Source organism: Streptomyces sp. NPDC050759 (assembly GCF_044456945.1).
Lineage (GTDB): Bacteria > Actinomycetota > Actinomycetes > Streptomycetales > Streptomycetaceae > Streptomyces.
The window spans coordinates 383662-408629 of the sequence record NZ_JBITGI010000008.1 but is presented as its reverse complement, the minus strand read 5'-3'; the positions used below and the strand labels follow the sequence as shown (position 1 = coordinate 408629).

Genomic DNA, 24968 nt, shown 5'->3' with positions numbered 1-24968 from the left:
AAGGTCATATTTCCGGATGTACGACAATGAAAGGGCAGGTTCGTCCGTGCCGTCGAGTCGCGCAGGTCCGAGATCCTTCCTGACCGCCGTGTCCACCACCGCCTTGTCCGCCACCGCAGCAATGCTCGCCCTGCCGAGCCCCGCTCAGGCCCAACCTCCGTCCGCCGCACCGGGGTTCGAGCAGCAGATCCTCTTCAGGACGGACCGGGACCCCGGTTACGCCTGCTTCCGCATCCCGGCGATCGTCCGGACCACCGGCGGCACCCTCCTCGCGTTCGCCGAGGGCCGGGTCCTCGACTGCGGGGACGCCGGCGACATCGACATCGTCCTCAAGCGCTCCACGGACGGCGGCCGCACCTGGGGCCCGCTCCAGGTGGTCAGCGAGGGCGCGGGCGACACCCACGGCAACCCGGCCCCGGTCGTGGACCGCGCAACGGGCCGGGTCCTGCTGGCCGAGACGTACAACACGGGCCGTACGGACGGCGGGAACTGCCGGGTGCCCTGCGACCGCGTCCCCCACCTCCAGTACAGCGACGACGACGGCCTCACCTGGTCCGCGTCCCGCGACCTGAGCGAGGAGATCCTGCCCCCGCGGTGGAACGCCTGGTACGCCACGGGCCCCGTGCACGGCATCCAGCTCAGCCACGGACTCCACGCCGGGCGACTGGTGTTCGGGGTCAACGCCGAGACGTGGGACGGCAGTCGGATCACCGACGGCCACGCGGCGCTCGTCGTGAGCGACGACGGCGGCGAGCACTGGAGGGTCGGCGCCACCGATTCCTGGCCGGTGGCCGCCGACGGCACCTTCCGGCAGAAGCCCTCCGAGGTGACGCTCACCGAGCGCACCGACGGCTCCCTCCTCGTCAGCGGCCGCGAACAGGACGGCAGCGACCTCGGCCACCGCACCCAGGCCGTCAGCCTCGACGGCGGTGACACCTTCGACTCGCCCTTCCGTGCCCTCCCGGACCTGTACGCACCGCAGGTGCAGTGCGCCACCCTCGACCTCGGCGAGCGCATCCTGCTGTCCTGCCCGGGGGACCCCGACCGCCGCCGCACCATGATGATCCGCTCCTCCTACGACGGTGGCCGCACGTGGGACACCGTCGACCGCGGCACGGTCGTCACCACGGACTGGTCCGGCTACTCCGACCTGGCACAGGTCGACGAGGACACGGTGGGCCTGCTGTACGAGGGCGGAGCGGTCGACGCGCGCGACGAGATCCGCTTCGCCCGCTTCACCGAGAACTGGCTGACCCCGCGCCGCGGCCCCGACCCGACCACCCCCGACCTCGCTCCCCTCGCCCCGGGGGCGGCGGTGCTGGGCGGTGCCCGCCGGAGGGCCGGGGTCATCGGCGGCGCCCTGGAGTTCGACGGCGCCGACGACGCCGTACGCCTGCCCTACCGCGAGGAACTCCCGCTCGGCACGAAGGACTTCACCGCCTCCCTGTGGTTCCGGTACACGGCCAGGACCGGGGAGCAGCCGCTGCTGTGGATGGGCGGTGTCGGCACGGGGCAGCCGCAGGTGTGGCTGCGCGGGGAGCCCGCGAGCGGCCGGGTGCGCGGGCTGATCACCGTGCGGGCGGGCGCGCGGACCGTACAGACGGCGTTCGTGAGCACGAGCGGCGCCTACAACGACGGGCGGTGGCATCGGCTGGCCCTGCGCCGGGGCGGCGGCCGGCTCACGCTCTTCGTCGACGGCAGGGCGACCGGCACTCCCGACGTGCCGGGCTCGGTCAGCCGCAACTCGCCGTTCGGCGTGCACGTCGGGCAGCGCGTGGACGGCCGGGCCCACTTCACCGGCGCGATCGACGACGTCCGGGTCTGGGACCGGGCCCTGGCCGACGAGGAGATCACCGGCGCGGACGCCGTCGCGGGGAACACCGTCCTGTGGCTGCCCATGGACCAGGTGAGCGACAGCCGCTAACGTCGCGACCCGTGCCCGAGGACCCACGAGCACGACAGCGAACGGGCACCGGCGTCGGTCTGTTGCTGGCGCTGGTGCTCGGAGCCGTGCTGATCACCGCTCTTCCGGACGGCGACGGGCGGGACGGCGGCGACTGCACACCGCGCACCGTCGGCTCCTGGTCGGCGGACGACCGGCTCACCGCCGAGTTCGCCCGCTACGGCGACGACGCCGGCCGCGGCGACGACTGGACCGGCGGTGACGGCACCCACTCGGTGCGGCTGCCCGACGGACGGCTGCTGTGGCTGTTCTCCGACACCTACCTCGGCCGGGTGTACGGCCCGCCCAACCCGTTCGGCGAGCCGCACGCCTGGCGCGACACCACCGCTCCCCTGGTGCGCAACTCGGCGGTGCTGATGCGCGACGGCCGCCTGGAGACCACCCTCCCCGCGCCCCTGTTCCCGGACCCCGGCCCGAACCAGTGGCGCTGGCCGGTCGCGGCCCGCGTCGAACCCCGCTCCCCCGGCTCGGACGACCAGGTCGTCAGGGTCCTGCTGTGGGTGCGGACGGCGGGCCAGTACCCCTGGGTCTACGGCGTCCCGACCGCCACCGAGGTCGCCACGCTCTCGCTGCCCGACCTGCGCGTCGAGTCGATCACGAAGGTCCGCGACGAGCAGCGGGTCGAGGACCCGTCCCGGCGGGTGCTGTTCGGCACGACGCTGGTCGAGGACGGCGAGTGGACGTACGTCTTCGGCGGCGACGACGGCCAGGCCGCGTCCCGTTCCGCGTCGTCGGCGTATGTGGCCCGGGTGCCGGTTGGCGGGCTCGCGGAGCCCGGCGCCTGGGAGTACTGGGACGGCTCGGACTGGACGACCGGGGCCCGCCCGCGCCCGGTGCTCGGGGACGGACGGCGCACCGGGGTGGGCAGCGCCTTCTCCGTCGTACGGCAGGACGGGACGTACGTGCTGTTCACCATGGCGGCGGGGACGAAGGGGCTGGCTGCCGTGACCTCGTACTGGGCCTGCTCCCCCACCGGACCGTGGCACGGTCCGGAGAAGGACTTCACCCCGCCCCTGCCCTCGGGCCAGGTCGCCGCCTACAACCCGCAGACGCACCTCGAACTCAGCGGCGGGGGCCGGCTGGTGCTCAGCTACGACGTCAACTGGCTGGAGACGGCGGCCGCTTCGGCGCAGCTCAACCGGAACGTGTCGCTGTACCGACCGAGGTTCGTGACGCTGCGGCTGACTCCGGCGCGCTGAGCTCCGCGGTCTCCTCCGGCACGGGGTCGTGCGAGCGGCGCTTGGCGATCACCGCGCAGACCATCAGCTGCATCTGGTGGAAGAGCATCAGCGGCAGCACGGCGAGGGAGGCGTGCGCGCCGAACAGGACGCTGGCCATGGGGAGTCCGGAGGCGAGGGACTTCTTGGAGCCCGCGAACTGGATGGCGATGCGGTCCTCGCGGCCGAAGCGGAGGCCCTTGGCGCCGTACCAGGTCAGGGTGAGCATCAGGGCGAGCAGGACGCCCTCGACGATCAGCAGCCCGCCGAGCCTGAGCGGGCTCACCTGGTGCCAGATGCCCTGGACCATGCCCTCGCTGAACGCGGTGTAGACGACCAGCAGGATCGACCCGCGGTCGACGAGGCCGAGGACCTTCTTGTGGCGGGTGATGAAGCCGCCGATCCAGCGGCGCGTCACCTGGCCCGCCAGGAACGGGACGAGCAGCTGGAGCACGATCTCCAGGAGCGAGTCGGCGGAGAACCCGCCGCTGCTGCCGAGCAGGGCGGCCGCGAGGAGCGGCGTGATGACAATGCCCACCAGCGAGGAGAACGAGCCGGCGCAGATCGCGGCGGGCACGTTGCCCCGGGCGATCGAGGTGAAGGCGATCGAGGACTGGATGGTGGAGGGGACCAGGGTGAGGAAGAGCAGGCCCTGGTAGAGCGGGTCGGTCAGGAAGACCGGGACGAGTCCGCGGGCGGCCAGGCCAAGCAGCGGGAAGATCACGAACGTACAGGCGAGGACCGTGACGTGCAGCCGCCAGTGCTTGAGGCCGTCGAGGGCCTCACGGGTGGACAGGCGGGCGCCGTACAGGAAGAAGAGGAAGGCGATCGCCGCCGTGGAGGCTCCGGAGGCCACGTCCGCGGAGGTCCCGTGTGCCGGTACGAGGGCCGCGAGGCCCACCGTGCCGAGCAGCAGCAGGATGTACGGGTCGACCGGCATCCAGGCCGGCCACTTCAGGCGCTTCACGGTGCTCCACTTACTCGCGTTGGACGACGACACGGGGTCAGGACGGGTACCTCCCTCACGACGGAAGGTCCCCTTCCATCGTCCTCTTTCACCCCTTGATCGGGAATCCGGCATACCACTCTGACTGTCATCACGTTTCGCGATAACCTGGCGCCATGTACGACCCGTCGCAGCTGCGAACGTTCCTGGCGGTGGCGCAGACCCTGAGCTTCACGCAGGCCGCCCGGCGGCTGGGGCTGCGCCAGTCGACCGTGAGCCAGCACGTACGGCGGCTCGAGGACGCCGCCGGGCGGCAGCTGTTCACGCGGGACACCCACTCCGTGGAGCTGACGGAGGACGGCGAGGCGATGCTGGGGTTCGCGCGCCGGATCCTGGAGGTGCACGACCAGGCCACGGCGTTCTTCACCGGCACCCGGCTGCGGGGGCGACTGCGGTTCGGGGCGTCGGAGGACTTCGTGCTGACGCGGCTGCCGGAGATCCTCGAGGGCTTCCGGTACGACCATCCCGAGGTGGATCTGGAGCTGACGGTCGAACTGTCGGGCACCCTGCACGAGCAGCTGGCCGCCGGGAAGCTGGACCTCGTGCTCGCCAAGCGGCGGCCGGAGGATCCCCGGGGTGAGCTGGTGTGGCACGACCGGCTGGTGTGGATCGGGGCGGAACGGCTGCGCCTGGACACGGAGCGGCCGGTGCCGCTGATCGTGTACCCGCCGCCGGGGATCACCCGGACACTGGCTCTGGAGGCGCTGGAGCGGCAGGGACGCGAGTGGCGGATCGTGTGCACCAGCGGGAGCCTGAACGGGCTGATCGCGGCGGCGCGGGCCGGGCTGGGAGTGATGGCGCACTCCCGGGGGCTGATCCCGCCGGGGCTGGTGCGGATGCCGGAACGCTTCGGACTGCCCGAGCTCGGGCGGGTGGACTTCGTCCTGGTGCACGGTCGCCGGCGTACGGCCGCTCAGGGGGCGGCGGACGCGCTTGCCGCCGCGATTCTGGCGGGCGGGGATCGGCTGCACCGGCAGTGACGGGCGGATCGACACCCCCGAGCGAAGTGACGAATTCCGGGTCGGCGGCGCTGGGAGGAGAGGAGACGGCGTCCCGTGGGTAACCGTTTCACCAAGGCCGCGAGCCGTACTGGGCTCGTACAGATTCGGTGGAGATTACGGCCCAGAACCTTACTCAACCGTCAGTTTTCTGTCCGACCCTTCCCCATGTGAGCGTATTTTCCGGTACTGACCAGGCCATACGTGAGCACCGCTCGGCTTCGACCCCTCTCCCGCCGGATGTCTGGGTGGGGTAGCTTTCACGGCGCTGTGCGGAGCGTCACTGAGCGCCAGGGAGAGCGGGGAGCGGGGTTTGCGCGAGTTCACCAACCCTCCGTTGGCGTTGGCACCCCCGGTGGGCGGACTGGCCGACGTCGTCTTCGAGCATGCCCAGAACGACCCGCTCCACATCGCCCTCGGCCGCAAGGACGAGAACGGACAGTGGCGGGACGTGACGTCCGCGGAGTTCCGCGACGAGGTCATGGCCCTCGCCAAGGGACTGCTTGCCCAGGGCATCCGCTTCGGCGACCGGGTCGCGATCATGTCCCGCACCCGCTACGAGTGGACCCTGTTCGACTTCGCGCTGTGGACGATCGGCGCGCAGGTGGTGCCGGTCTACCCGACCTCCTCCGCCGAGCAGTGCTTCTGGGCGCTGTACGACTCCGAGTGCACGGCCGCGATCGTGGAGCACGAGGACCACGCCATGACGATCGCCACCGTCATCGACCGGCTGCCGCAGCTGCACCGGCTGTGGCAGCTGGACTCGGGCGCGGTGCAGGAGCTGTACGACGCGGGCGCGGCCATCGAGGACGACGTGGTGCACCGCCACCGGCAGGCCGTGACCCCCGACTCCGTCGCGACGATCATCTACACCTCGGGCACCACCGGCCGGCCCAAGGGCTGCGTGATCAGCCACGGCAACTTCATGTACGAGGCGGACACCGTCATCGAGCGCTGGGAGCCGGTGTTCCACTCCAAGAAGGGCGACGAGGCGGCGACCCTGCTGTTCCTGCCGCTCGCGCACGTCTTCGGGCGGATGGTGCAGGTGGCCGCGGTCCGTGGCCGGGTCCGCTTCGGCCACCAGCCGCAGATGAACGCGGCCGCCCTGCTGCCCGACCTCGCCGCGTTCAAGCCGACGTTCTTCCTCGGGGTGCCGTACATCTTCGAGAAGGTCTTCAACGCCTCCCGTCGCAAGGCCGAGAAGGAGGGCAAGGCCGGTCCGTTCGAGAAGGCCGTCGACGTCGCGGTGAAGTACGCGGACGCCATGGAGGCCAAGGCCTGGGGCATCGGGCCCGGTCCGTCGGCGGGGCTGCGGATGCAGCACCAGCTCTTCGACAAGCTCGTCTACTCCAAGATGCGGGCGGCCATGGGCGGCCGCATCAAGCAGGCCATGACCGGCGGTTCGGCCATGGACCGCAAGCTGGGACTGTTCTTCGCCGGCGCGGGCGTGCACATCTACGAGGGGTACGGCCTCACCGAGACGACGGCTGCGGCGACCGCCAACCCGCCCGAGCGCACCCGCTACGGCACGGTCGGCCAGCCCATCCCCGGCATGACCGTGCACATCGCGGACGACGGCGAGATCTGGCTGTACGGCGCCAACGTCTTCCAGGGCTATCTCAACAACGACAAGGCCACCGACGAGACCCTGCACGACGGCTGGCTCGCCACCGGGGACCTCGGTTCCCTCGACGAGGACGGCTATCTCACCATCACCGGCCGCAAGAAGGAGATCCTCGTCACCTCCGGCGGCAAGAGCGTCTCCCCCGGAGTACTGGAGGAGCGGGTGCGCGACCATCCGCTTGTCTCCCAGTGCATCGTCGTGGGCAACGACCGCCCCTACATCGCCGCCCTGGTCACCCTCGACCAGGAGGCCGTTGAACACTGGCTGGGGATGCGCGACAAGCCGCGGATGTCCGCGGCCCAGCTGGTGCGGGACGCCGACCTGGAGACCGAGGTGCGGCGGGCCGTGGTCGCCGCCAACACCCTGGTCTCGCAGGCCGAGTCGATCCGTACCTTCCGTATCCTCGCCCAGCCCTTCACCGAGGAGCACGGGCTGCTGACCCCGTCCCTGAAGCTCAAGCGCAAGGCGATCGAGACGGCGTACGCGGACGAGGTCGAGGCGCTGTACCGGGCCTGACGGCCCTGTCACCGGCCTGACGGCCTGTCAGCTGATCGTCACGCGAAAGATCTTGTCCGATCCGTCCGCCGCTCCTCCGTTGTTGTCGCAGTTGGTGGTCGACAGCCACAGCTGGTCGGCGCCCGGCACCTTGGTGACCGTGCGCAGCCGGCCGTAGGTGCCCACGTAGTACGCGGTCGGCGTGCCGACGCTCTCGTTGTCGCCGTTGATCGGGATCCGCCACAGCCGCTCGCCGCGCAGGGAGGCCATGTAGACGACGTTGCGCACGATCGCGATGCCGCTCGGCGAGGCCTCGGAGACGTTCCAGGTGGCCTTCGGGTTGGTCATCCCCGCGGTGGAGCAGGTGCCCTCGCAGACCGGCCAGCCGTAGTTGGCGCCGGGCTTGATCAGGTTCAGTTCGTCCTTGGAGCTGTTGCCGAACTCCGCTTCCCACAGGCGGCCGTTGCGGTCGAAGGCGAGGCCCTGCGGGTTGCGGTGGCCGAGGGAGTACACGTAGTTCCCGAAGGGGTTGCCGGGGGCCGGTTTCCCGTCCGTCGTCATGCGCAGGATCTTGCCGTTGAGGGAGTCCTTGTCCTGCGCCAGGTCGGGTGTCTGGGCCTCGCCGGTGGAGACGTACAGGTAGCCGTCGGGGCCGAAGACGAGGCGTCCGCCGTTGTGGTAGCGGTTCTTCTTGATGCCCTGGAGCAGGACCTTGTAGTCGCTGAGCTTGGTGCCGTCGTACGTCATGCGGACCACGCGGTTGCCCTCGGAGGCGGTGTGCATGAAGTAGACGTAGTGGTTGGTGTCCCACTTCGGGTCGACGGCGACGCCGAGCAGTCCGCCCTCGCCGTTGGTGGTGACGGCGTTCGGGACGGTGCCGACCTGCGTCTTCGTGCCGTCCTTGGTGACCTTCCAGACCCGGAAGTCGTCCCGCTCGGTGACCAGCGCACTCTTGCCGTCGGGCAGCCAGAAGACGCCCCAGGGGATGGTCCAGCCGGAGGAGAGGCCGGCGACGGAGGAGGGGACGCCGCCGTCGGTGGCACAGGCCTTGGTGGTGAAGGTGACCGTGTTGCTCGGCGGGCTGACGTTGCCGGCCGCGTCCCGGGCTACGACGTTCAGGCTGTACGGGCTGTTGCAGGCGAGCCCGGTCAGCGTGGTCGAGGTGCCGGCGGTGACGGACGTGTAGACGGTGGTGTCACTGCGCACGTCGTAGCCGACGACCGCCCGGTTGTCGGTGGAGGCGCCCCAGCTCAGTACGGCGCTGTTCGCCGTGACGTCCGCCGCGGACAGGGTGCCGGGTCCCGTCGGCGGGGTGGTGTCGGAGCCGGCCTTGGTGGTGCAGTCGACGACGGGGCTCGCCGGGGACGTGTTGCCGGCCGCGTCACGGGCGATGACGGTGAGGTTGTAGGTGGTGCCCGGGTTGAGGCCGGTGAGCGCCTTGCTGGTCGAACCGCCGGGCGCCTCACCGATCTTGTTGCCGTGCTCGTAGAGGTCGTACGCCGTCACGCCCACGTTGTCGGTGGAGGCGCCCCAGGCCAGGGTGAGCCCGTCCTCACCGATGTCGGAGCAACTGGGCTGCCCGGGACGGCTCGGGGCCTGCGTGTCGGTGGCCGCGCCGACGCCGATGCGGTCGAGGTTGGGGCCTCCGGCGGCGGTGGTGGCGGTCGCGCGGATCTTGCCGGAGCCGGCGGTGAGCGGGACGTCGACGGTCCTGGTGGCCCAGGTGTTCCAGTCGGCGGTGGCCGGGAAGGAGACGGCCGACGCCACGACCGTGCCGTTCACGGAGATGTCCATGGGCCGGTCGGTCGCGGTCCCGTTGGCGTAGCGGAAGGTGACGGCCGTGGAGCCCGCGGAGGCGGCACTGACGGTGAACTCCACATAAGAGCCCTTGACGTTGGTGTAGTCGACGAAGCCGGTGCCCGTGTAGCCGGTGTGGTTGGTGGCCACCGTGCCCTGCACGACGGTCGCGTCCTCCGCCTGGTAGTCGGTGGCCGCGAGCGCGGTGGCCTGGCTCAGGCCGGCGAGGGGCAGCGCGAGGGCCGCGGCGAGGCCGTAGGGCAGAACTCTCTTGATTTTCACGGATGTTCCCTTCAGCCCGTGTACTGGGTGAAGACCTTGAGGTAGTCGTACGGCTGCTGCGTCACACCGCTGCAGGAGTCGCCGTCGGTGCCCGAGCCGCAGGGGCGGTCGCGGTTGACGGACCAGTAGGTGAGGCGCCCGATGTGGTGCTGCTGGGCGTAGGCGAGCATGGTCTTGAAGTCGGCGACGCGGACGCGCTCACCGGAGTCGTCCGTCGTGCCGTTCATCGACGACAGCCCGATGTGGGCGTACGCGGTGGCGTCGCTGTATCCGTACGCCGACTTGACCCGTGCCTTGAGGCCCTCCATGGCCTGCGTGGTGAGGGTGCCCATGTTCGTGGTGCCGCCGCCGAAGTCGAACGGCATGATGCACCAGACGTCGTTGGCCAGACCGGAGTTCGCGGCCCGCTTGATCATGTCGACGCCGGTGGAGTCGGGGCCGCTGGTGGTGGTGCCGAAGGTGATGATGGTCTTCAGGCCGGGGTTGTTCGCCTTCACCGTCTTCAGGGCGTCGACCACGCGCTGCCGCACGGTGGCGTTCGACCACTCGGTGTTCTCGATGTCGATGTCGAGGGCCTTCAGCTTGTAGGCGTTGATCACCTTCTGGTAGGCGCCGGCGAGCGCCGAGGCGCTGGAGCACTTCTCGCCGAGCTTGTTCCCGCTCCAGCCGCCGACGGAGACCATGACGTCACCGCCGGCGGATCTGATCGCGTCGATCCTCGACTGGTCGGTGCCGCCGGTCAGCGGGCGGGAGCCGTCCCACTTCGGGTTGCAGCCGCCGTCGGAGAGGATGAACGCGAGCGTGAACCACTTGACGCCGGTCGCCGACATCACCGAGGTGGGGTTCTGCGGGTTGCCCCAGCCGAGGTACTCGTACGGGGCGACGGCCATGCCCGGCGAAGCGGCCGCGCTCTTCAGGGAGTTGACGGGCTTCACGCGGATCAGCCGGGTCTCGCCGGGCCGCAGGGTCGCGCTGTAGGAGTCGGCGATCACGCCCTTGTGGGAGCCGGACCACAGGTCGGTGACGTCTCCGGAGCCGGTGAAGCCGACCTGGGACCAGTCCACGGCGACCGTCGCGTTGCCGGACGTACCGGTGTTGAACAGGGCGACCACGTACTGGCCGTCGCTCTCCTTCTTGCTCCAGACCTGCTTCACCCCGCTGTTCACGATCCGCTTGGCGGCGACGCCGTCCTGGTTGACCCCGATGAGGCGGTCGTTGGTCAGCATCGCCTTGTCGACCGGGTCGAGGTCGGTCAGGTCGGTGCCGAGCAGCAGCGGCGAGGCGGCCATCGCCCAGAGGGTGAAGTGGGAGCGGCGCTGGTCGGCGGTGAGGCCCACCCGGTCGCCGTTGCCGATCTCCAGGGAGTCGAGGTCGTTCCAGCCGCCAGGGCCCGCGTGCGGCTGCCAGGAGGCCGCCGAGTTGAAGCGGGAGGAGATGTGCGACCAGTCGGTGAGCGGATAGCCGCTGCCGTTGGAGCCGGGGCCGCAGTAGCACTCCACGTCGCCCTGGGTGCGCCAACTGTTCGCCAGTCTCTTCCAGGTGGTGGCGTCCGCGATCGGAAGGTTGTTGGACAGCGCGAAGTTGATGGGCCGTCCAGTGGCGCGCAGCGCCTTGTCCCAGGCCTGGACGTCGGGGACGTCCTGGCTGCCCACCCCGTCGATCTTCAGGTAGTCGACTCCCCAGGAGGCGAACTGCCGCGCCCACGAGTTCACGAACTCCTGCGCACCAGGCTTCCCGTAGTCGATGTAATACATGTTCTTGCAGTTGTAGTTCTTCTCCGTCTTCGAGGTGTCCGCGATGTCTTTCGCGTGGTACGAGGTCCCCTCGATCGGCGTGTTCTTGGTGACGGCGTTCTTGGCGATGCCGGGCGTCACGTAGAAGCCGAACTTCAGGCCCTTGGAGTGGATGTAGTCGGCCAGCGCCTTGATGCCGGACGGGAACTTGGCGGTGTCGACGGCCCAGCGGCCGTAGGAGTCGACGACGAAGCCGTTGTCGTCGCACTTCTGCCAGAAGTCGTCGAGGTTGATGTAGACGAAGCCGTGGTTCTTGAGGCCGCTCGACACGAGCGCGTCGGCCTGGGCCTTGAGCTTCGCCTCGGTCGGCGAGCGGCGGACGAAGCTCCAGCTGCTCCAGCCCATCGCGGGCCGGACGGACTGGCCGTTGTCGGACGCGGCCGCTGGATGGGCGGCGGCCAGCAGCGGTACGGCCGAGGCGATCAGCAGCCCGACCAGGGCCACGATCAGTGATCTGACACGGGTGATGCCTGTCATGACTGTCCCCTCTTCGCGGGAGTCGCGTACGAGGTCGCGATCCATGCCTCGTCGATCCGCAGGCGCTGGTAGCGGGTCGTGTCGGTGGAGGCGGCCCAGGTGGAATCGACCTCGAGGCGGACGTAGCGTGCGTTGGCCGCGGTCAGATCGATGCCCTGGATGCCGCGGCGGCTTGGCAGTTGGCCGGTCTTCACCGGGCTGCCCCAGGTGGAGCCGTCGGCGCTCAGGTACACCTTGTAGTCCTTGATCCGCGCCGACTGCTCGGTGTCCGAGCGGGCGTAGGCGACGGAGTCCTCGCGCTGGTTGAGCCCGAGGTACTGGACCTTCTTCGAGCTGCCGAGGTCGAAGGTGAGGCTCACCGGGAGGGTTTTGTCGTTGTCCCAGTAGGTGCGGTAGTCACCGTCACCGGCGGCCGGGCCCGCGTGACCGCTCGCCGAGGCGCTCGCGCTCACCTTGACGCCGGTGAGGATGCCCTGGCGGCCGGCCGTGGTGACCTTGAACACCGTGTCGTACGGGTCCCAGTTCCCGAGGCCGTTGAGGGTGAGCACGCCGCCCGACTGCGACCACGAAACGGCCGCTCCGGTACGGAGGTTGGTGACCGACGCGATGCGGTAGCCGTTGTCGCGGATGCGCAGGGTGCTGGTGCTGGGCGGGGTCAGGACGTGGATGTACTGGCGGTCGGGGTCGGTCTTGCTGATCGTGGTCACGCCGTGGGCGCCGTCGTTCCAGAAGCCGGGTTTGAGGCCGCCGTACATATAGCCACCGCCCTCGGTGCCGTGCAGGGACTCCCAGATGGGGCCGAGGTAGGAGTTCGCGAAGTTGTTGAAGTCGGCCTGCTTCGACGGGAACTTGCCGTTGACCTGGGCGGTCTCGGCCATCAGCGCCTTCACGGACGAGCCGGTGTTGGTGACGAGGCGGCCGAGGGTGAGCATCTTGTCGACCGACGGGTCGGTGCCGCCGTACCACCAGGCGCCGGTGGAGGGCAGCTTGAAGTCGGCTTCGGTGAGGCGGGGTTGGGCCGTGTAGACCGCCTGCGGGTAGTCGTACGCCGGCGTCATCCCCGTCTTCTGCTCATTGCTGATCATGTCCATGATCGGCGTGTCTTCGTTGTTGTTGCTGAGCGTGTAGTTCGGGCGCTTCTCGTAGATCTGCCGGTAGAGGTCGTGGCTCTCCCAGTAGGCGTTGTCGTTGTCGATCCAGAAGCCGCCGAGGTCGGGATAGCGGTTCATGACCTCGAAGAAGTTGTCGTAACTGAACTGTCCGAAGCCGTCGTTGGTGGTCAGGTCGACGTTCTTGCCCTTGTAGGCGGAGTAGGCGGCCGAGTCGAGCCACTCGTGGCCGCCCTCGTCGTGCCACTGGGGGTCGTTGGTCATGTAGAGGATGACCTTCAGTCCCTTGGCCTTCGCGGCGGTGACCAGTTCACCCAGGAAGTCGCGCTGGGTGGAGCAGGAGCCGGGGATCTTCGACGGCCAGGCGCGGGCGTAGCCGAGGCGGCTGTGGAACGAGGCGAGGACGAGGTACTGCGTGTGCAGTTTCTGGGCCTCCTTCACCCAGTAGTCGGCGTTCCAGCCGCCGTTCGTGACGTCGTTCTCCCAGGCGGTGCAGTCGTTGTGGGCGGGCGCGGTGCGCAGGCCCCAGTGCAGGAAGAGGCCGCCGACGGAGGCGCGGAGGAAGTCCTGGCGGGGGTTGTCCAGGTCGAGGGGCTTGACCGCCGTACCGCAGTCCTGGCTTCCCGAGACCCGCAGGGCGCCTCCGGACGTGTTGTGGCTGTCCGTCAGGCAGCCGCCGGTGACGTCCTGTAAGCCCACGTCGAACGGGGAGTTGCTGCCCTTCTGGGCGGTGAACCGGGTGAGCCGGACGCCGTCGGCCGCGTTGGCGATGAACGCGGGCCGGCCGTCGTTCGAGGCGAACTTCACCGAGCTGTCGGTGAACTGGACGTTGTCGGCGTTGTGCAGGTACCAGCCGTAGGCGGGCCGGGTGCCGATGGTCTTGGGGTTGTAGTCGTTCGGGTCATTGCTCGGCACGCCCGTGGACACGGTGCCGTTGCCGCCGGGGACCGTGATGTCGACGTTGGTGAACGACACCCCGTTGATGCGATGACCGGACTCGCCCCACAGGGTCGGGCTGAAGGAGGGGCTGTTGCCGGTCGCCGTGATGTTGTCGTAGGTGATGTCGCTGATCGATCCGACACCGGGGCTGTTGCCGCACCGCTTTCGGGTGCCGATCTTCTGCATGATCGGCGAGTGGACGTTCGTCATCGTGATGTCGCGGTAGTGGACGTCGGAGATCTTCGAGCCGTCCATCGAGACCATGCCGAGGCCGGACTTGTCGGCGCCGTCGATACGGATGTTCTCGAACCGGTAGTCCGAGAAGTCGCCACAGGTCTCCGAGCCGAACATGAGGGCGTTGCAGCAACGGGCGGACAGGAAGCTGTCGTTGACGCGGACGTGGCCGTTGGGGAGCTTCGCGCCTAGGGCGTAGTCGCTCTTGAAGACCAGGGCGTCGTCGTTGGCCCTGATGTTCGCGTTCGTCACCGTGACGTTCGTCGTGGAGATGATGTTCCAGCCGTCGCGGTCGCTCGCGGTGTCGATGGTCAGGTGGTCCGACGTGACGTTCCTGCAGCCGTTGATGAGCGCCGCGAAGTGGCCGCCGCGGCGGAGGGTGAGGCCGTCGCCGATCGTGAGTCCGTCGCACCGGGTCAGGGAGATGATCTTGTCGGCCTCGCCGGACTTCGGGTTGCCGGTGATCAGGTTGCTCATGCCGTCGATGACTCCCTGGCCGACGAAGCCGATGTCGGTCAGCTTGTCGCCGTAGATCATCGCGTCACGGAAGTGGCTGTGGCCGTAGTCCTGATAGTCGTCGTAGGGATTGGACTCGGCCTTGTCGTAGGTGTCGGCGCTGGAGCCCTGGAGGGTGGCTCCCTTGTCGAGCCGGAGCGTCACATGGCTCTTCATGTGGAGGGTGTTCTTGGACTTGTAGCTGCCGGAGGGGAAGCGGACGGTGCCGCCTCCGGCCGCGTTGGCCGCCGTGATCGCCTTGTCGATGGCCGGGCTGTCGTTGGCGGAGCCGTCTCCCTTGGCGCCGTAGTCGCGTACGTCGAAGACGGGGGCGGCTCGGGGTGGCTCCTGCGGGGTGGCCGGGGCCGCCGGGTGGCTGAGTCCGAGGACGACGGCGACGACGAAGAGGACGATCGCCGCCGCTCGGGAGCGTGGGACAGTGGGGGGTCTCAAGATGACGGCTCCTCAGACCAGTTGGTAGCCGCGGAGGTTGCTGAGCAGCAGGTAGGTGTTCTGGAGGGAGCCGGAGGTGTCGCCGAGGGAGCGGTAGATGCCCCACTTCGGGCGGACCCGGTCGGCCAGGAAGGTGTCGACGCCGGTCTTCGACGCGTCGATGACGGTCGAGCCGCCGGACTTGAGGATCCAGCGGACCGAACCCGCCGAGCCGTCGCCGACCTTGATCTGGAAGTCGACGTCGGTCCACTTGTCGTGCAGCGGGTCCAGGTCGGTGCGGCCGACGAGGATGTCGTCGATGGCGAGTTTCAGCTCGATGGTCTGCTTGCCGTTCACCCGGCGCAGGGACTGCACGACGATCGGCGAGGTGCCGCTGCCGGGCTGCTTCATCTGCATGATGTGGGTGAAGGTGGTGGTCGCCTTCAGGGAGCTCGGGATGTACATCGAGTAGGTGACCCGCCAGGTCTGGCCCTTCGTCCACTTCAGATAGTTGCTTCCACTGCCGTTGCGCAGCCCTGTGACCTCCTGGCGCTGGCGGTCGGTCGAGGTGTCGCGGTCGACGGTGTGCATGTCGAAGCGCCAGTTGTTGCCGGTGGCGTAGATGTGCGGCTGTCCGGCGGAGTGCGAGTCGGCGCGGTCGTCCTCGATCGTCTCGAAGGCGCCGAGGCCGTCACTGCTCGCGGAGGGGGCCCACTTCTGCTGCCAGGAGGCGGCGTGGGCGGTGGTCGCCGTCGGCAGACCGACCGCGGCCGCCGTGGCACCGCCGAGCGCGGCGCCCAGCAACGACCTTCTGGATGTGTTCATGACACTAATCACCTCGCAGTTGTTCGTTCATGATCAGGAAGGCGCCCAGGCCGTGGAAGTCGTTGGTGGCCCGGTCGCGAGCGATGTAGTACGCGTAGTCGCCCACGTTTGTACCGATGGAGATGTCGGCGAGGTTCGTGCGCCCGTCGGAACCCACCGAGAGCTTGGCGAGCACGCCCTGGTAGCCGCGGTGTGCGACGGCCTTGAAATGCCCGTCCAGATATCCCTGTTGGGCGCCGCGCGAGAGGGCGTAGGTGAACATGCTGGAGCAGGACGTCTCGGTCCAGTTGTCGCCGCGGGCGCCCTTGTCGATCACCTGGAACCAGCGGCCGGTCGCCGGGTCCTGGTACTTCTCCAGGCCGGCCGCCAGCTTGCGGAAGACGCCGAGCAGTTGGGCCCGGCGCGGGTGGTGCTGCGGAATGCCGTCCAGCACGCCGACGATCGCCATGGAGTACCAGCCGACCGCACGGCACCAGTGCTCGGGGGCGAGCCCGGTGCCCGGGTCGGCCCAGCCGGCGCTCTTCGACTCGTCGTAGGCGTGCTCGAGCAGTCCGTTCGCGACCTGGAGATGGCTTCCGTAGACGGCGAGCTGTTTCGCGGCCTCGTCGTCGGTGTACGAGCTGTCGCCGAACTCCTCTCCGTACTCGACGAGGAACGGGTTCACCATGTAGACGCCGTCCGCCCAGAGCTGGTGGGCGCGGCTCGCGGTGTCGGCGTGCCAGAAGCCACCGTCGCCCGTACGGGGATAGGTGGCCAGGCGGTCGACGATCTTCTTCGCCGCCTTGCGGTAGCGGTCCTGGCCCGTCTCGTGGTGCAGGATCACCAGGAGCCGGCCGGCCTGCATGCTGTCCAGGCTGTTGAAGGACTGGCCGATCGAGCCGTCGCTCTTCACGAAGCGGTCGACGTAGTCCTTGATGTAGGTCAGGTAGCGGGTGTCATGGGTGCGCTCGTACGCGAGGTACTGGCCGTAGAGGTAGAGGCCGACCGGGTAGGACCAGCCACCGATGCTGCTCGGTGTGTAGCGGGCCATGGTCGACTCGACCATGGCCACGGACCAGTCCCGGTCCGGGGACGGGCCGTTCGGGGAGCTGGTGGGCGGGGGTGCGGCGGCCGGCAGGGTGACCAGGGTGGCGGCGGCGAGCGCAAGGGTCGTCAGAGCCGTGCGGAGACGACGGCGTCTCATGTTCCTCCCTCTCCGTGAGCCAGGAGACACGGGAAACATCGGATGAAAGCCAGAGCTGATTCACATGTGTGAACTGAGTTCAGGATTCCGCCCGTTGGCGCGATCCAGAGTCGCGGCAGGGCCGTCGGTGGTCAATGGTCTGTACCGAAGAGATCGGATGCATTTCCGGCCAATTTCAGCCATCGCCCCGCCATCGCCTCGCCATCGCCCACTGACTCGCGGGTCAGTTCGGACGGATTCTCCGGTCAGGAATGCATCACGGCTCGTGATCGTTGACGATGGGAGTGCCATCTGACGACAACCGTAAGGATCAAGAGCTCGTGAGCAGCAAGGTCCCCCCGATCATCCTCAACAACGGCGTCGAGATGCCCAAGCTGGGTTTCGGAGTCTGGCAGGTGCCGGACGACGAGGCCGAGCGCGCGGTCGCCACGGCGCTCGAGGCCGGGTACCGCAGCATCGACACAGCGGCGATCTACGGCAATGAAGTGGGCACCGGAAAGGCCATCGCCGCTTCCGGAGTGGCCCGCGAGGACATCTTCGTCACCACCAAGCTCTGGAACGGCGACCAGGGCTACGACTCGACCCTGCGCGCGTTCGACACCTCGCTGGAGAAGCTCGGCCTGGACTACGTGGACCTGTACCTGATCCACTGGCCCACGCCCTCCCGCGACCTGTACGTCGACAGCTACAAGGCGTTCGAGAAGCTGCACGCCGACGGCCGGATCCGGGCCATCGGCGTCTCCAACTTCGAACCCGACCACCTGGAGCGGCTGATCGCCGAGACGTCCGTCATCCCGGCCGTCGACCAGATCGAGCTGCACCCGCACCTTCAGCAGCACGCGGCCCGTGAGTACCACGCGGAGCAGGGCATCGCCACCGAGGCGTGGTCGCCGCTCGGCTCCGGCAAGGGTCTCCTGGAGGTCCCGGCCATCGTGGCCATCGCCCAGAAGCACGACCGCACTCCGGCCCAGGTCGTGCTGCGCTGGCACCTCCAGCTCGGCAACATCGTGATCCCGAAGTCCGTGACCCCGTCCCGGATCAAGGAGAACATCGAGGTCTTCGACTTCAGTCTGGACACCGAGGACCTGGCGGCGATCAGCGCGCTCAACGAGGACCGGCGCCTCGGCCCGGACCCGTCGACGTTCAACGCCGCCTGACGGCGCAGCGGTTCGGCCGGCGGTGCGGTCCCTGTCGTAGGGGCCCCACCGCCGGCCGTCGTGTGTCCGGGCCTCCGCCGGTCCGCTCCGCGCGTCAGACGGGCTGTCCGATCGGCCGTACGACGACGGTGTTGATGTCGACGCCCTCCGGCTGCCGTACGGCCCACACCACCGAGTCGGCGATCTGGTCGGCGGTGAGCAGGTGGCCGGGCGGGAGGCTGCCGTAGCCGTCCCAGAACGGCGTCTCCACCCGGCCCGGGGCCACCAGGGTGACGCCGACGCCGAACTCGGTGACCTCACGGCGGGCGTTCTCGGCGAGCCCGGTCACCGCCCACTTCGTCGCCCCGTAGATGTTGCCGGGCCCGTGGATGAACCCGGCGACGCTGCCGATCAGCACGATCCGACCGCGGGTCTCCTTGAGCGCGTCGATGGAGGCGCGGATGAGGAGGGCGGGGCCGAGCACGTTGGTCAGCACCATCTCGGTCCAGCCGGCGGGGTCGCCCCCGGCGACGGTGTCATGGGTGGCGAACCCCGCGTTGGCGACGACCGTGTCCAGTCGGCCGAACTCCTTGAGCGTGCCGTCGACCGCGGCGCTGATGTCGCCGTACTCCGCGGCGTTGCCGACGAACGTCAACAGGCCGTCCGGGTTGCCGAGTTCGTCGGCGAAGGCGCGCAGGCGCGGTTCGCCCCGCCCGGTGACGGCCACCCGGTGTCCCGCGTCGAGCAGTTGCCGTGCGACCGCGGCGCCGATACCGCTGCCGCCGCCGGTGATGAGCGCGACCGGTGAAGCGTCGGACATGGTTTCCCCCTGTTTTCCCCTGCGAACTCGTGGATGGAAGGGAGTACATCAGTTGAAGCGTTCTCGAAGTCAAGAGCCGCAGGTTCGGCGGTAGTCGGCCGACGGGAAGTACCGCCGCCACTCCGCCTCGGTGAGGCCTGTCGACACCCGGGCGCACACACTCCGCGCGGCCCGCTCCGGGGCCGACGGGAGGGCCCGGTCGGCCAGATGGGGAGTGGCGATGTGCAACTCGCCACCGTCCGGGGTGAATCCGAGGGCGAGCACCGGGGAGTCCCCCGCGGGCAGGGAGGCGGCGGGCAGAGCGGGCGTGGCCGTCTCCCAGACGTTCACCACTCCGTCGGGGGCGCTCGCGGCGACCAGGGCGCCGTCGGCGGAGAAGCCGAGCGCCGGATCGTGACGGTTGGAGCCACCGCTCCTCAGGACGGCCAGCCTGCGCCAGCTGTGCGCGTCCCACAAGGTGAGACGGCCGCGGACGTCCGCCGCGGCGAGGTACCGGCCGTCGGGACTGAAGGCTCCTTCGCTGAGGTAGTCCTCGCCCTCCACTCCCCTGACTCCCTTCAGCCGCTTGCCCGTCGAGACACTGACGAGCGTGCCCTCCGAGGTGAGCGCGGTGCGGCCGGTCGGGTCCGCGGTGACGGTGTTCCGCCGGTCGACCACCGGGGCCTTCGTCGCCCGCACCGGCCGGCCCCGGCTGTCGAAGGCGGCGGTCCCCGCCGCCCGGTCCCGCCAGGCGGTGCCGGTCAGTGCCTGCAGCGAGAGGGTGTGCACCGAACTGGTCCGGCCCTGTTCCCGGTAGCGCAGCACGCCCGCGTCGAGGTCCAGTCGCAGGTCGCCCACCGCCGACGAGTCGAGAGGGAAGGTGAGCAGCGGCTCGCGCTCGCTGTCGTCCGCGGGACCCGGCAGGCCGGGGCGCCACAGGGCGAGGGAACCCAGGGTCCAGGTCAGGGCGTAGTCACCCGCGAACTCCACGCGGTATCCGGCACCGGCCAGGGGCAGCCGAGGCCTTTCCCGTCCGGCGCGGACGTCCCACGTGACGACACCGCCGGTGGTGACGCTCGCCACGGCCCGGCTGTCGGCGGTGAAGGTGAGCTCGTCGCCCCGGCACACGGCCCGCCCGGTCGCCGCGGGCACCGTGGTGGCGACGGGATGCGGCTCGCCGGTGTCGAGGATGCGCAGCAGCCCGCCCTGGTCCGTGCACCAGGCGAGGTAGCGGCCGTCGGGGCTCCGGGCGGGCAACGCGCCGTCGCCGCTGCCCCGTTCGTACCGGAACCGCACCCGCTGCCGCGCCACGTCCCACACCTCCAGCGTGGCCCGCGAGTCGGTCGCGCCGTGGACGAGGCGCCGTACGAGCAGGGTGCGCCCGTCCGGAGCGAACCGCACGTCGACGTCCTGCCAGGAGCCGATCGGCAGCCGGTACGTCCTGCCGTCCGCGAGCCCGGCGACCAGCAGGCCGGTGCCGTCGAAGGCCGTGTAGGCGACGAAGCGCCCGTCCTCGCTGAGGTCGGTCACCCCCTCGGACAGGCCCGGGAGTCGCACGGACCGGAGCCGGTGGTGCGTGGGCACGTCCCACTGGACGACCTTGTCGCGCACCACCGTCGACAGGATCCGCCCGTCGCGGCTGAGCCAGGAGGGTGCGTCCATGGCCCGCGCGTCCCCCTCCTCGGGCTCGGTGAACACGTCCCGCTCGCTCTGTGCGGCGGCCGTGCGCAGCGCCTCGCGGGTCTCGGGCAGGTCGGCGGTCCGCCAGGCGGCCAGGGCCAGGCGCATCGCGGCGCGCGGGTCGCCCTCGCGCAGGGTCGCCACCAGGGCCGCGGCCCTGCGGGCCTCCGCCTCGTCGCGCTGCCGCGCGCTGACCCCGCTCTGCCGCCAGGCGGCCGCGCCCGCGACCACGGCCAGGATCAGCAGTACGGCGAGCGCGCCGGTCAGGGCGCGCAGCCGGCGGGCGGCGCGGGTCGTGGCACGGCGGCCTCGTTCGTACGTCTCGACGCTCGCGGCCAGGAAGTCGCGCTCGAGCCGGTTCAGTTCCCCGCCTTCGCCATCGTCTTTGCGCCCTTCATCACCTTCGCCATCATCTCTGCATCCTGCGTCCTTGAAGGTCTCGCGGGCCTGCGTCAGCCGCGTCCCCCGGTACAGCGCGCCCGGGTCGCGTCCCAACACGTCCCAGGTGAGGGCGGCTTGGGTGAGCGCGCGGTGCAGGCGCAGCCGTTCGCGGTCCTCGTCCAGCCAGCCTCGCAGCCGTGGCCAGGCGCCGAGGACGGCCTCGTGGGCGAGGTCGACGGTGCTGCCGTCGACCGTCAGGAGCCGGCTGCGCACCAGTAGTTCCAGGACACGGGCCGTCGTCCCGTCGGCGTCGAGTTCCGCACGGTCCACGGGCCGTCGGGTGTCCTCGGTGCCGTCGCCGGGGTTCACCAGCCGCAGCAGCAGGCGACGCAGCGCGGCGGCCTCGGCGGGGGCGCACCGGGCGTGCACGGCCTCCGCGGTGTGCGCGACGGCACCGCGGACGCCGCCGACGGCCTCGTAGGCGGCGAGGGTGAGCGTCTTGCCGGTGCGCCGGCGCCAGACCTCGCGCACCGCGTGGGCCATCAGCGGCAGTCCGCCCGGTTCACCGGCCACGTCCGCGACGATCCGCGCGGTCAACACCCGTTCCACGACAAGCCGTTGAGCGGCGGCGGGGCGCACCACGGCCTCGCGCAGGGCCGCCGGCGGCATCGGTCCGACGAGCAGCGTGGAGTCCCGCAACGCCTCGGCGAGCGGCCCGTGTTCGGCGCACCGGCCGTAGAAGTCGGCCCGTACGGCGATCACCACGCGCAGCCGTGACGCCGGGTCGACGGCCGCGAGCAACTCCCCGAGGAACCTGGTGCGTTCCTCGGCGTCGGCACCGAGGGTGAAGACCTCCTCGAACTGGTCGACGACGAGGAGGGTGTCGCCGGGGCCGTCGTGCGGGGTGAAGAGGGCCTGGTGGGTGCGGAGGGGACGGGCGCCGGGGGTGAGCAGGCGGATGGCGGCGAGGTCCGTGCTCCGCCCGGCCGAGGGATCCCGCAGCGCCGGTATCAACCCCGCCCGCAGCAGTGAGGACTTGCCGCTGCCGCTCGCCCCGACCACCGCCGCGAACCTGTTGACGGCGGTGAGCCCGACGAGTTCGGCGATCAGGTCGTCGCGGCCGTGGAAGTGCTCCCCGTCCCCCGTCTCGAAACGGGCGAGTCCCGGATAGGGGCTGTCGTCCTCCTCGGCGTCCTCGACCGCACGCGCGTCGGCCGACTCGGCGGCCGCCTCCCGCCACCGTCGCTCCCACTCCCCCGGGTCACCGTCGCACGCGGCGACATAGGCGAGGAGCACCGGCAGGGTCGGCAGCCGTTCACCGGCCGCGGCGGCGGAGAGGGTGGGTGCCGAATAACCGACGCGGGCCGCCATGGCGCGGTAGGTCGGGGTGCCCGCCTCGTCGCGCAGCTTGCGCATCGCGAACGCGAACCGCTGCACGGCCCCCGCTCCAGGATCGAGCGGCTTCTCCCGGCGCCCCATGTGCGTCTCCCCCTCGCTCACAGCCGTCCCGCCACGTCGGCGACCGCCCCGCGAATTGATCGGCCCGCCGATTCGGGGCTGCCCAACAATCCTCCGGCCCCTGAACTCGTCGGTGCACGCCCACTCACCGGGCCCCGCGCTCCCGCCACGCACCGGAGTCAGTCATCGCCACCACACACTCACCAGGACCCCTGCTACGGCCGGTTCGGTTGCCGTCCGCGACGTCCAGGACCACACCCTCCGCCAGGCGTCCGGGGCACGCGCTCGTCCCCGCCGCCCTCTCCCTCGCCCTCGGCCTGTGGGGCATCCGGCGCGGCGGCAGCATGTGGCGGGACGAGGTGGTGACGTACGACATGGCGAGGCGCTCCCTGCCCGACCTGTGGACGGCGCTGGGCCACGCCGACGCGGTGCACGGCCTGTACTACCTGCTCATGCACGCCCTGTTCCGTCTGTGCGGCGACATGGACCCCCTGCTCGTGCTGCGCCTGCCCTCGGTTCTGGCGACCGCGGCGGCGGCCGGAATCCTGGCGCTACTGGGCCGGCGCCTCGCCGGACCGCGCGCGGGGCTGCTGGCCGGTCTCGCCTTCTCGATGCTGCCGCCGGTCCAGCGGTACGCGCAGGAGGGCCGCTCCTACGCCGTCGTCTGCGCGCTGATCGTGTGGGCGACGTATCTGCTGGTGCGGGCGGCGGACCGCCGTACCCCCGGAGCCTGGGCGGCGTACGGCACGGTCCTGCTCGCCGCGTGTCTGCTGCACGAGTTCGCGGTCCTGGCCGTGCCGGCGCATCTGGCGGCCCTCCCGCGCCCGGTCCGCCGCCCCGCCCTACGGGTGGCGCTCGTGGTCTGCGCCGCCCTGGCTCCCCTGGCCGCGCTGAGCGCGCGCCAGTCGGACCAGGTGTCGTGGATCGGCGGCCCGGGGGCAGGCGCGCTGGTCGGCTTCGCTGCGGTGAGCGCACTGGCCCTGGCCTGCGCCGTCCCGCTCCGACGCGAGCCCGTGCCCCGGCTGGCCGTCCCGCTGGCCCTCCTGCCCGCGCTGACGCTGATCCTCCTGACCCCGCTGAAACCGCTCTACGTCGACCGCTATGTCCTCTACGGCCACGCGGGCACGGCCCTCCTGATCGGCGCGGCCCTCGACCGGCTGGGCCGGACCCGGGCCCTCGCCATGGCCGCGGCCGTGCTCGCGTTGCTACCGGTCACCCTCCAGTTGCGCACCCCGCAGAGCCGCACCGACGACGCCTCGGCGATCGCCCGGGCGCTGAGCACCACGCACGCCGAGGGTGTCGTCTACCTGCCCTCCCGCCGCCGCGTGTGGTCACTGGTGGACCCGGACTCGGTACGGCGGCTGCGCGACCTGGCCCTGGACCGCGGCCCGGCGGCGTCGGGCACCCTGTACGGCACAGAAGTCCCGGTCCCGGTGATCCGCGCCCGCATGCTTGCGACGGAACGGATCGTCGCCGTGGGGGATCCGCCAGGGCAGCCTCTGGACCGGACACCACAGGAGGACGTCAAGCGCCAGGTACTGGCCGAGCACTTCGTGCCCACCCGTGTCCGACACGTACAGGGCGCACTGATCGCCGAGTACACCCGCGCCGTTCAGGGGCGCGGGGCTGTATCAATGAGCGGCTTCGCCGCGCGGGCGCGACAAGCCACCGACGGCCCGCAGCCGCCCGACGACACACGGTGGCACATCCAGCGGCGGAACCGACCTCAACCGGTCCGCACAGCCGTGTGCACGGTGTGCACCGCCAACACGAACACATCCGCCCGCCGATGCACACTGGCCGCGTCCTCGGGATCGAGCAGCCGGTCAAGCGTGTGACGGTCGTCCGCATTCAGCTGCTCGGCAAAACCCTCCCGCAGCCGCCCGAGCGACGCGGCGATGTACGCACGGGCCCGATCGGTCGTCGGCGCCGGAAGATCCAGCATGAAGCTGCGCGTACCGGTGTGCCGCAGCCCCGCGGAGGCCATCAGCGCGGGCCAGTCCTCGACCTCGGCGACGGAGTCGGCCAACCCCGCCCGCATCTGCGCGAACCACTCCTCCTCCAGCGCGTCGAGCCGCGCCTGGAGCCCCGGCCGCCCGATCCCGATGTCCCGGGGCAGGAAGCGTGCGGGCAGCCCGCCCTCCATCAGCGCCAACGTGCCACCCCGCGCCAGGCGTGCCGCGAACGCGGCGATCCCGGCCCGCTGGTCCCCGAGATGGTGCAGGCTCCGACTGGCCCAGAGGAGGTCGACGGGGTAGTCCAAGTCGTGGAGAATTCCGGGCAGTTCACCGGTGAGGGTCCCGAAGCGGTCGGCGACACCGAGCCGCGCGGCCCGGGCCCGGGCCCGCTCGAGGAGCGGTTCGGCCCCGTCGACGGCGACCACCCGGGCCCCCGGAAACGCCTCGGCGAGCAGACAGGACAGCACCCCGGGCCCACTGCCCGCGTCGACGACCAGCCCCGGCTCGGTCTGCTTGTGCCCGAGCCAGGCCAGGGCCCGCTCGTACAGGGGTGTGAACAGTTCCGCCTGGGTCTCCAGGTACTCGGCCATCCGCGACCAGTCGATGTCGGTGTGATCGTGGTGCTGGTGAGCGTGGGTGTCGTGATCGTGCGCCATGGTGCCAGCCTCTCCTCGGGATGCTGCCAGC

At 70.4% G+C, this 24968-nt stretch carries 15 protein-coding genes; 6 read left to right on the top strand and 9 right to left on the bottom strand.

Annotated features, from left to right (window positions below; translation table 11 throughout):
* Positions 1–46 precede the first annotated feature (46 nt).
* Entirely contained in the window at positions 47–1924 is a 1878-nt protein-coding gene (locus tag ACIBJB_RS25275; protein ID WP_398933384.1) for an exo-alpha-sialidase, read from the top strand.
* An 11-nt stretch (positions 1925–1935) separates the two neighbouring features.
* Complete coding sequence (locus ACIBJB_RS25270; protein ID WP_398933383.1) at positions 1936–3162, top strand: DUF4185 domain-containing protein; 1227 nt, start codon at positions 1936–1938, stop codon at positions 3160–3162.
* On the opposite strand, the gene ACIBJB_RS25265 is transcribed toward ACIBJB_RS25270, so the two are convergent.
* On the bottom strand, positions 3098–4120 hold the full coding sequence (locus tag ACIBJB_RS25265; RefSeq protein ID WP_398933423.1) for a bile acid:sodium symporter family protein: 1023 nt from the start codon (positions 4118–4120) through the stop codon (positions 3098–3100). The two genes, ACIBJB_RS25270 and ACIBJB_RS25265, sit on opposite strands and share 65 nt — an antisense overlap.
* A gap of 182 nt (positions 4121–4302) precedes the next feature.
* Between ACIBJB_RS25265 and ACIBJB_RS25260 the strand changes: the two genes are divergently transcribed.
* Positions 4303–5166 carry a LysR substrate-binding domain-containing protein gene (locus tag ACIBJB_RS25260; RefSeq protein WP_398933382.1) on the top strand — a complete coding sequence of 288 codons (864 nt, stop codon included), beginning with the start codon at positions 4303–4305 and terminating at the stop codon, positions 5164–5166.
* A gap of 331 nt (positions 5167–5497) precedes the next feature.
* On the top strand, positions 5498–7324 hold the full coding sequence (locus ACIBJB_RS25255; RefSeq protein WP_398933381.1) for an AMP-dependent synthetase/ligase: 1827 nt from the start codon (positions 5498–5500) through the stop codon (positions 7322–7324).
* 27 nt (positions 7325–7351) lie between these two features.
* Here ACIBJB_RS25255 and ACIBJB_RS25250 read toward each other — a convergent pair whose 3' ends face one another.
* Genes ACIBJB_RS25250 through ACIBJB_RS25230 form a run of 5 tightly spaced genes read right to left on the bottom strand, consistent with a single transcriptional unit; the run spans position 7352 to position 16869 of the window.
* The gene (locus tag ACIBJB_RS25250; RefSeq protein WP_398933380.1) at positions 7352–9382 is read right to left on the bottom strand and encodes a PQQ-dependent sugar dehydrogenase; all 2031 of its coding nucleotides are present in this window, start codon (positions 9380–9382) and stop codon (positions 7352–7354) included.
* An 11-nt stretch (positions 9383–9393) separates the two neighbouring features.
* Positions 9394–11652 carry an alpha-galactosidase gene (locus ACIBJB_RS25245; protein WP_398933379.1) on the bottom strand — a complete coding sequence of 753 codons (2259 nt, stop codon included), beginning with the start codon at positions 11650–11652 and terminating at the stop codon, positions 9394–9396.
* Positions 11649–14882 carry a glycosyl hydrolase family 28 protein gene (locus tag ACIBJB_RS25240; protein WP_398933378.1) on the bottom strand — a complete coding sequence of 1078 codons (3234 nt, stop codon included), beginning with the start codon at positions 14880–14882 and terminating at the stop codon, positions 11649–11651. The genes ACIBJB_RS25245 and ACIBJB_RS25240 overlap by 4 nt, the downstream gene beginning before the upstream one ends.
* A 12-nt stretch (positions 14883–14894) precedes the next feature.
* A complete protein-coding gene (locus ACIBJB_RS25235; RefSeq protein ID WP_398933377.1) occupies positions 14895–15686 on the bottom strand; it encodes a Tat pathway signal sequence domain protein in 792 nt (263 codons plus the stop codon).
* Positions 15687–15690: 4 nt separating this feature from the next.
* Positions 15691–16869 (bottom strand): glycoside hydrolase family 105 protein, encoded by a 1179-nt coding sequence (locus ACIBJB_RS25230; RefSeq protein ID WP_398933376.1) that lies wholly within the window; start codon positions 16867–16869, stop codon positions 15691–15693.
* 320 nt (positions 16870–17189) lie between these two features.
* Between ACIBJB_RS25230 and ACIBJB_RS25225 the strand changes: the two genes are divergently transcribed.
* Positions 17190–18026, top strand: coding sequence for an aldo/keto reductase (locus ACIBJB_RS25225; RefSeq protein ID WP_398933375.1), 837 nt, complete (start codon positions 17190–17192; stop codon positions 18024–18026).
* 94 nt (positions 18027–18120) lie between these two features.
* Here the strand turns inward: ACIBJB_RS25225 and ACIBJB_RS25220 are convergent, their stop codons facing one another.
* Together ACIBJB_RS25220 and ACIBJB_RS25215 are read right to left on the bottom strand one after the other, a co-directional pair.
* On the bottom strand, positions 18121–18825 hold the full coding sequence (locus ACIBJB_RS25220) for an SDR family oxidoreductase (protein WP_398933374.1): 705 nt from the start codon (positions 18823–18825) through the stop codon (positions 18121–18123).
* A gap of 69 nt (positions 18826–18894) precedes the next feature.
* A complete protein-coding gene (locus tag ACIBJB_RS25215) occupies positions 18895–22344 on the bottom strand; it encodes a hypothetical protein (RefSeq protein ID WP_398933373.1) in 3450 nt (1149 codons plus the stop codon).
* Between the two features lie 209 nt (positions 22345–22553).
* Here ACIBJB_RS25215 and ACIBJB_RS25210 point away from each other — a divergent pair, with 209 nt between their 5' ends.
* Entirely contained in the window at positions 22554–24161 is a 1608-nt protein-coding gene (locus ACIBJB_RS25210) for a glycosyltransferase family 39 protein (protein WP_398933372.1), read from the top strand.
* Here the strand turns inward: ACIBJB_RS25210 and ACIBJB_RS25205 are convergent.
* Positions 24050–24937 carry a class I SAM-dependent methyltransferase gene (locus ACIBJB_RS25205; RefSeq protein WP_398933371.1) on the bottom strand — a complete coding sequence of 296 codons (888 nt, stop codon included), beginning with the start codon at positions 24935–24937 and terminating at the stop codon, positions 24050–24052. The genes ACIBJB_RS25210 and ACIBJB_RS25205 overlap by 112 nt on opposite strands.
* Between the last annotated feature and the right edge of the window lie 31 nt (positions 24938–24968).

Coding starts and splice junctions, on each gene's coding strand:
- ACIBJB_RS25265 (WP_398933423.1), bottom strand. CDS start 4,120: ATGCCGGTCGACCCGTACATCCTGCTGCTGCTCGGCACGGTGGGCCTC.
- ACIBJB_RS25260 (WP_398933382.1), top strand. CDS start 4,303: ATGTACGACCCGTCGCAGCTGCGAACGTTCCTGGCGGTGGCGCAGACC.
- ACIBJB_RS25245 (WP_398933379.1), bottom strand. CDS start 11,652: ATGACAGGCATCACCCGTGTCAGATCACTGATCGTGGCCCTGGTCGGG.
- ACIBJB_RS25235 (WP_398933377.1), bottom strand. CDS start 15,686: ATGAACACATCCAGAAGGTCGTTGCTGGGCGCCGCGCTCGGCGGTGCC.
- ACIBJB_RS25230 (WP_398933376.1), bottom strand. CDS start 16,869: ATGAGACGCCGTCGTCTCCGCACGGCTCTGACGACCCTTGCGCTCGCC.
- ACIBJB_RS25220 (WP_398933374.1), bottom strand. CDS start 18,825: ATGTCCGACGCTTCACCGGTCGCGCTCATCACCGGCGGCGGCAGCGGT.
- ACIBJB_RS25215 (WP_398933373.1), bottom strand. CDS start 22,344: ATGGGGCGCCGGGAGAAGCCGCTCGATCCTGGAGCGGGGGCCGTGCAG.
- ACIBJB_RS25205 (WP_398933371.1), bottom strand. CDS start 24,937: ATGGCGCACGATCACGACACCCACGCTCACCAGCACCACGATCACACC.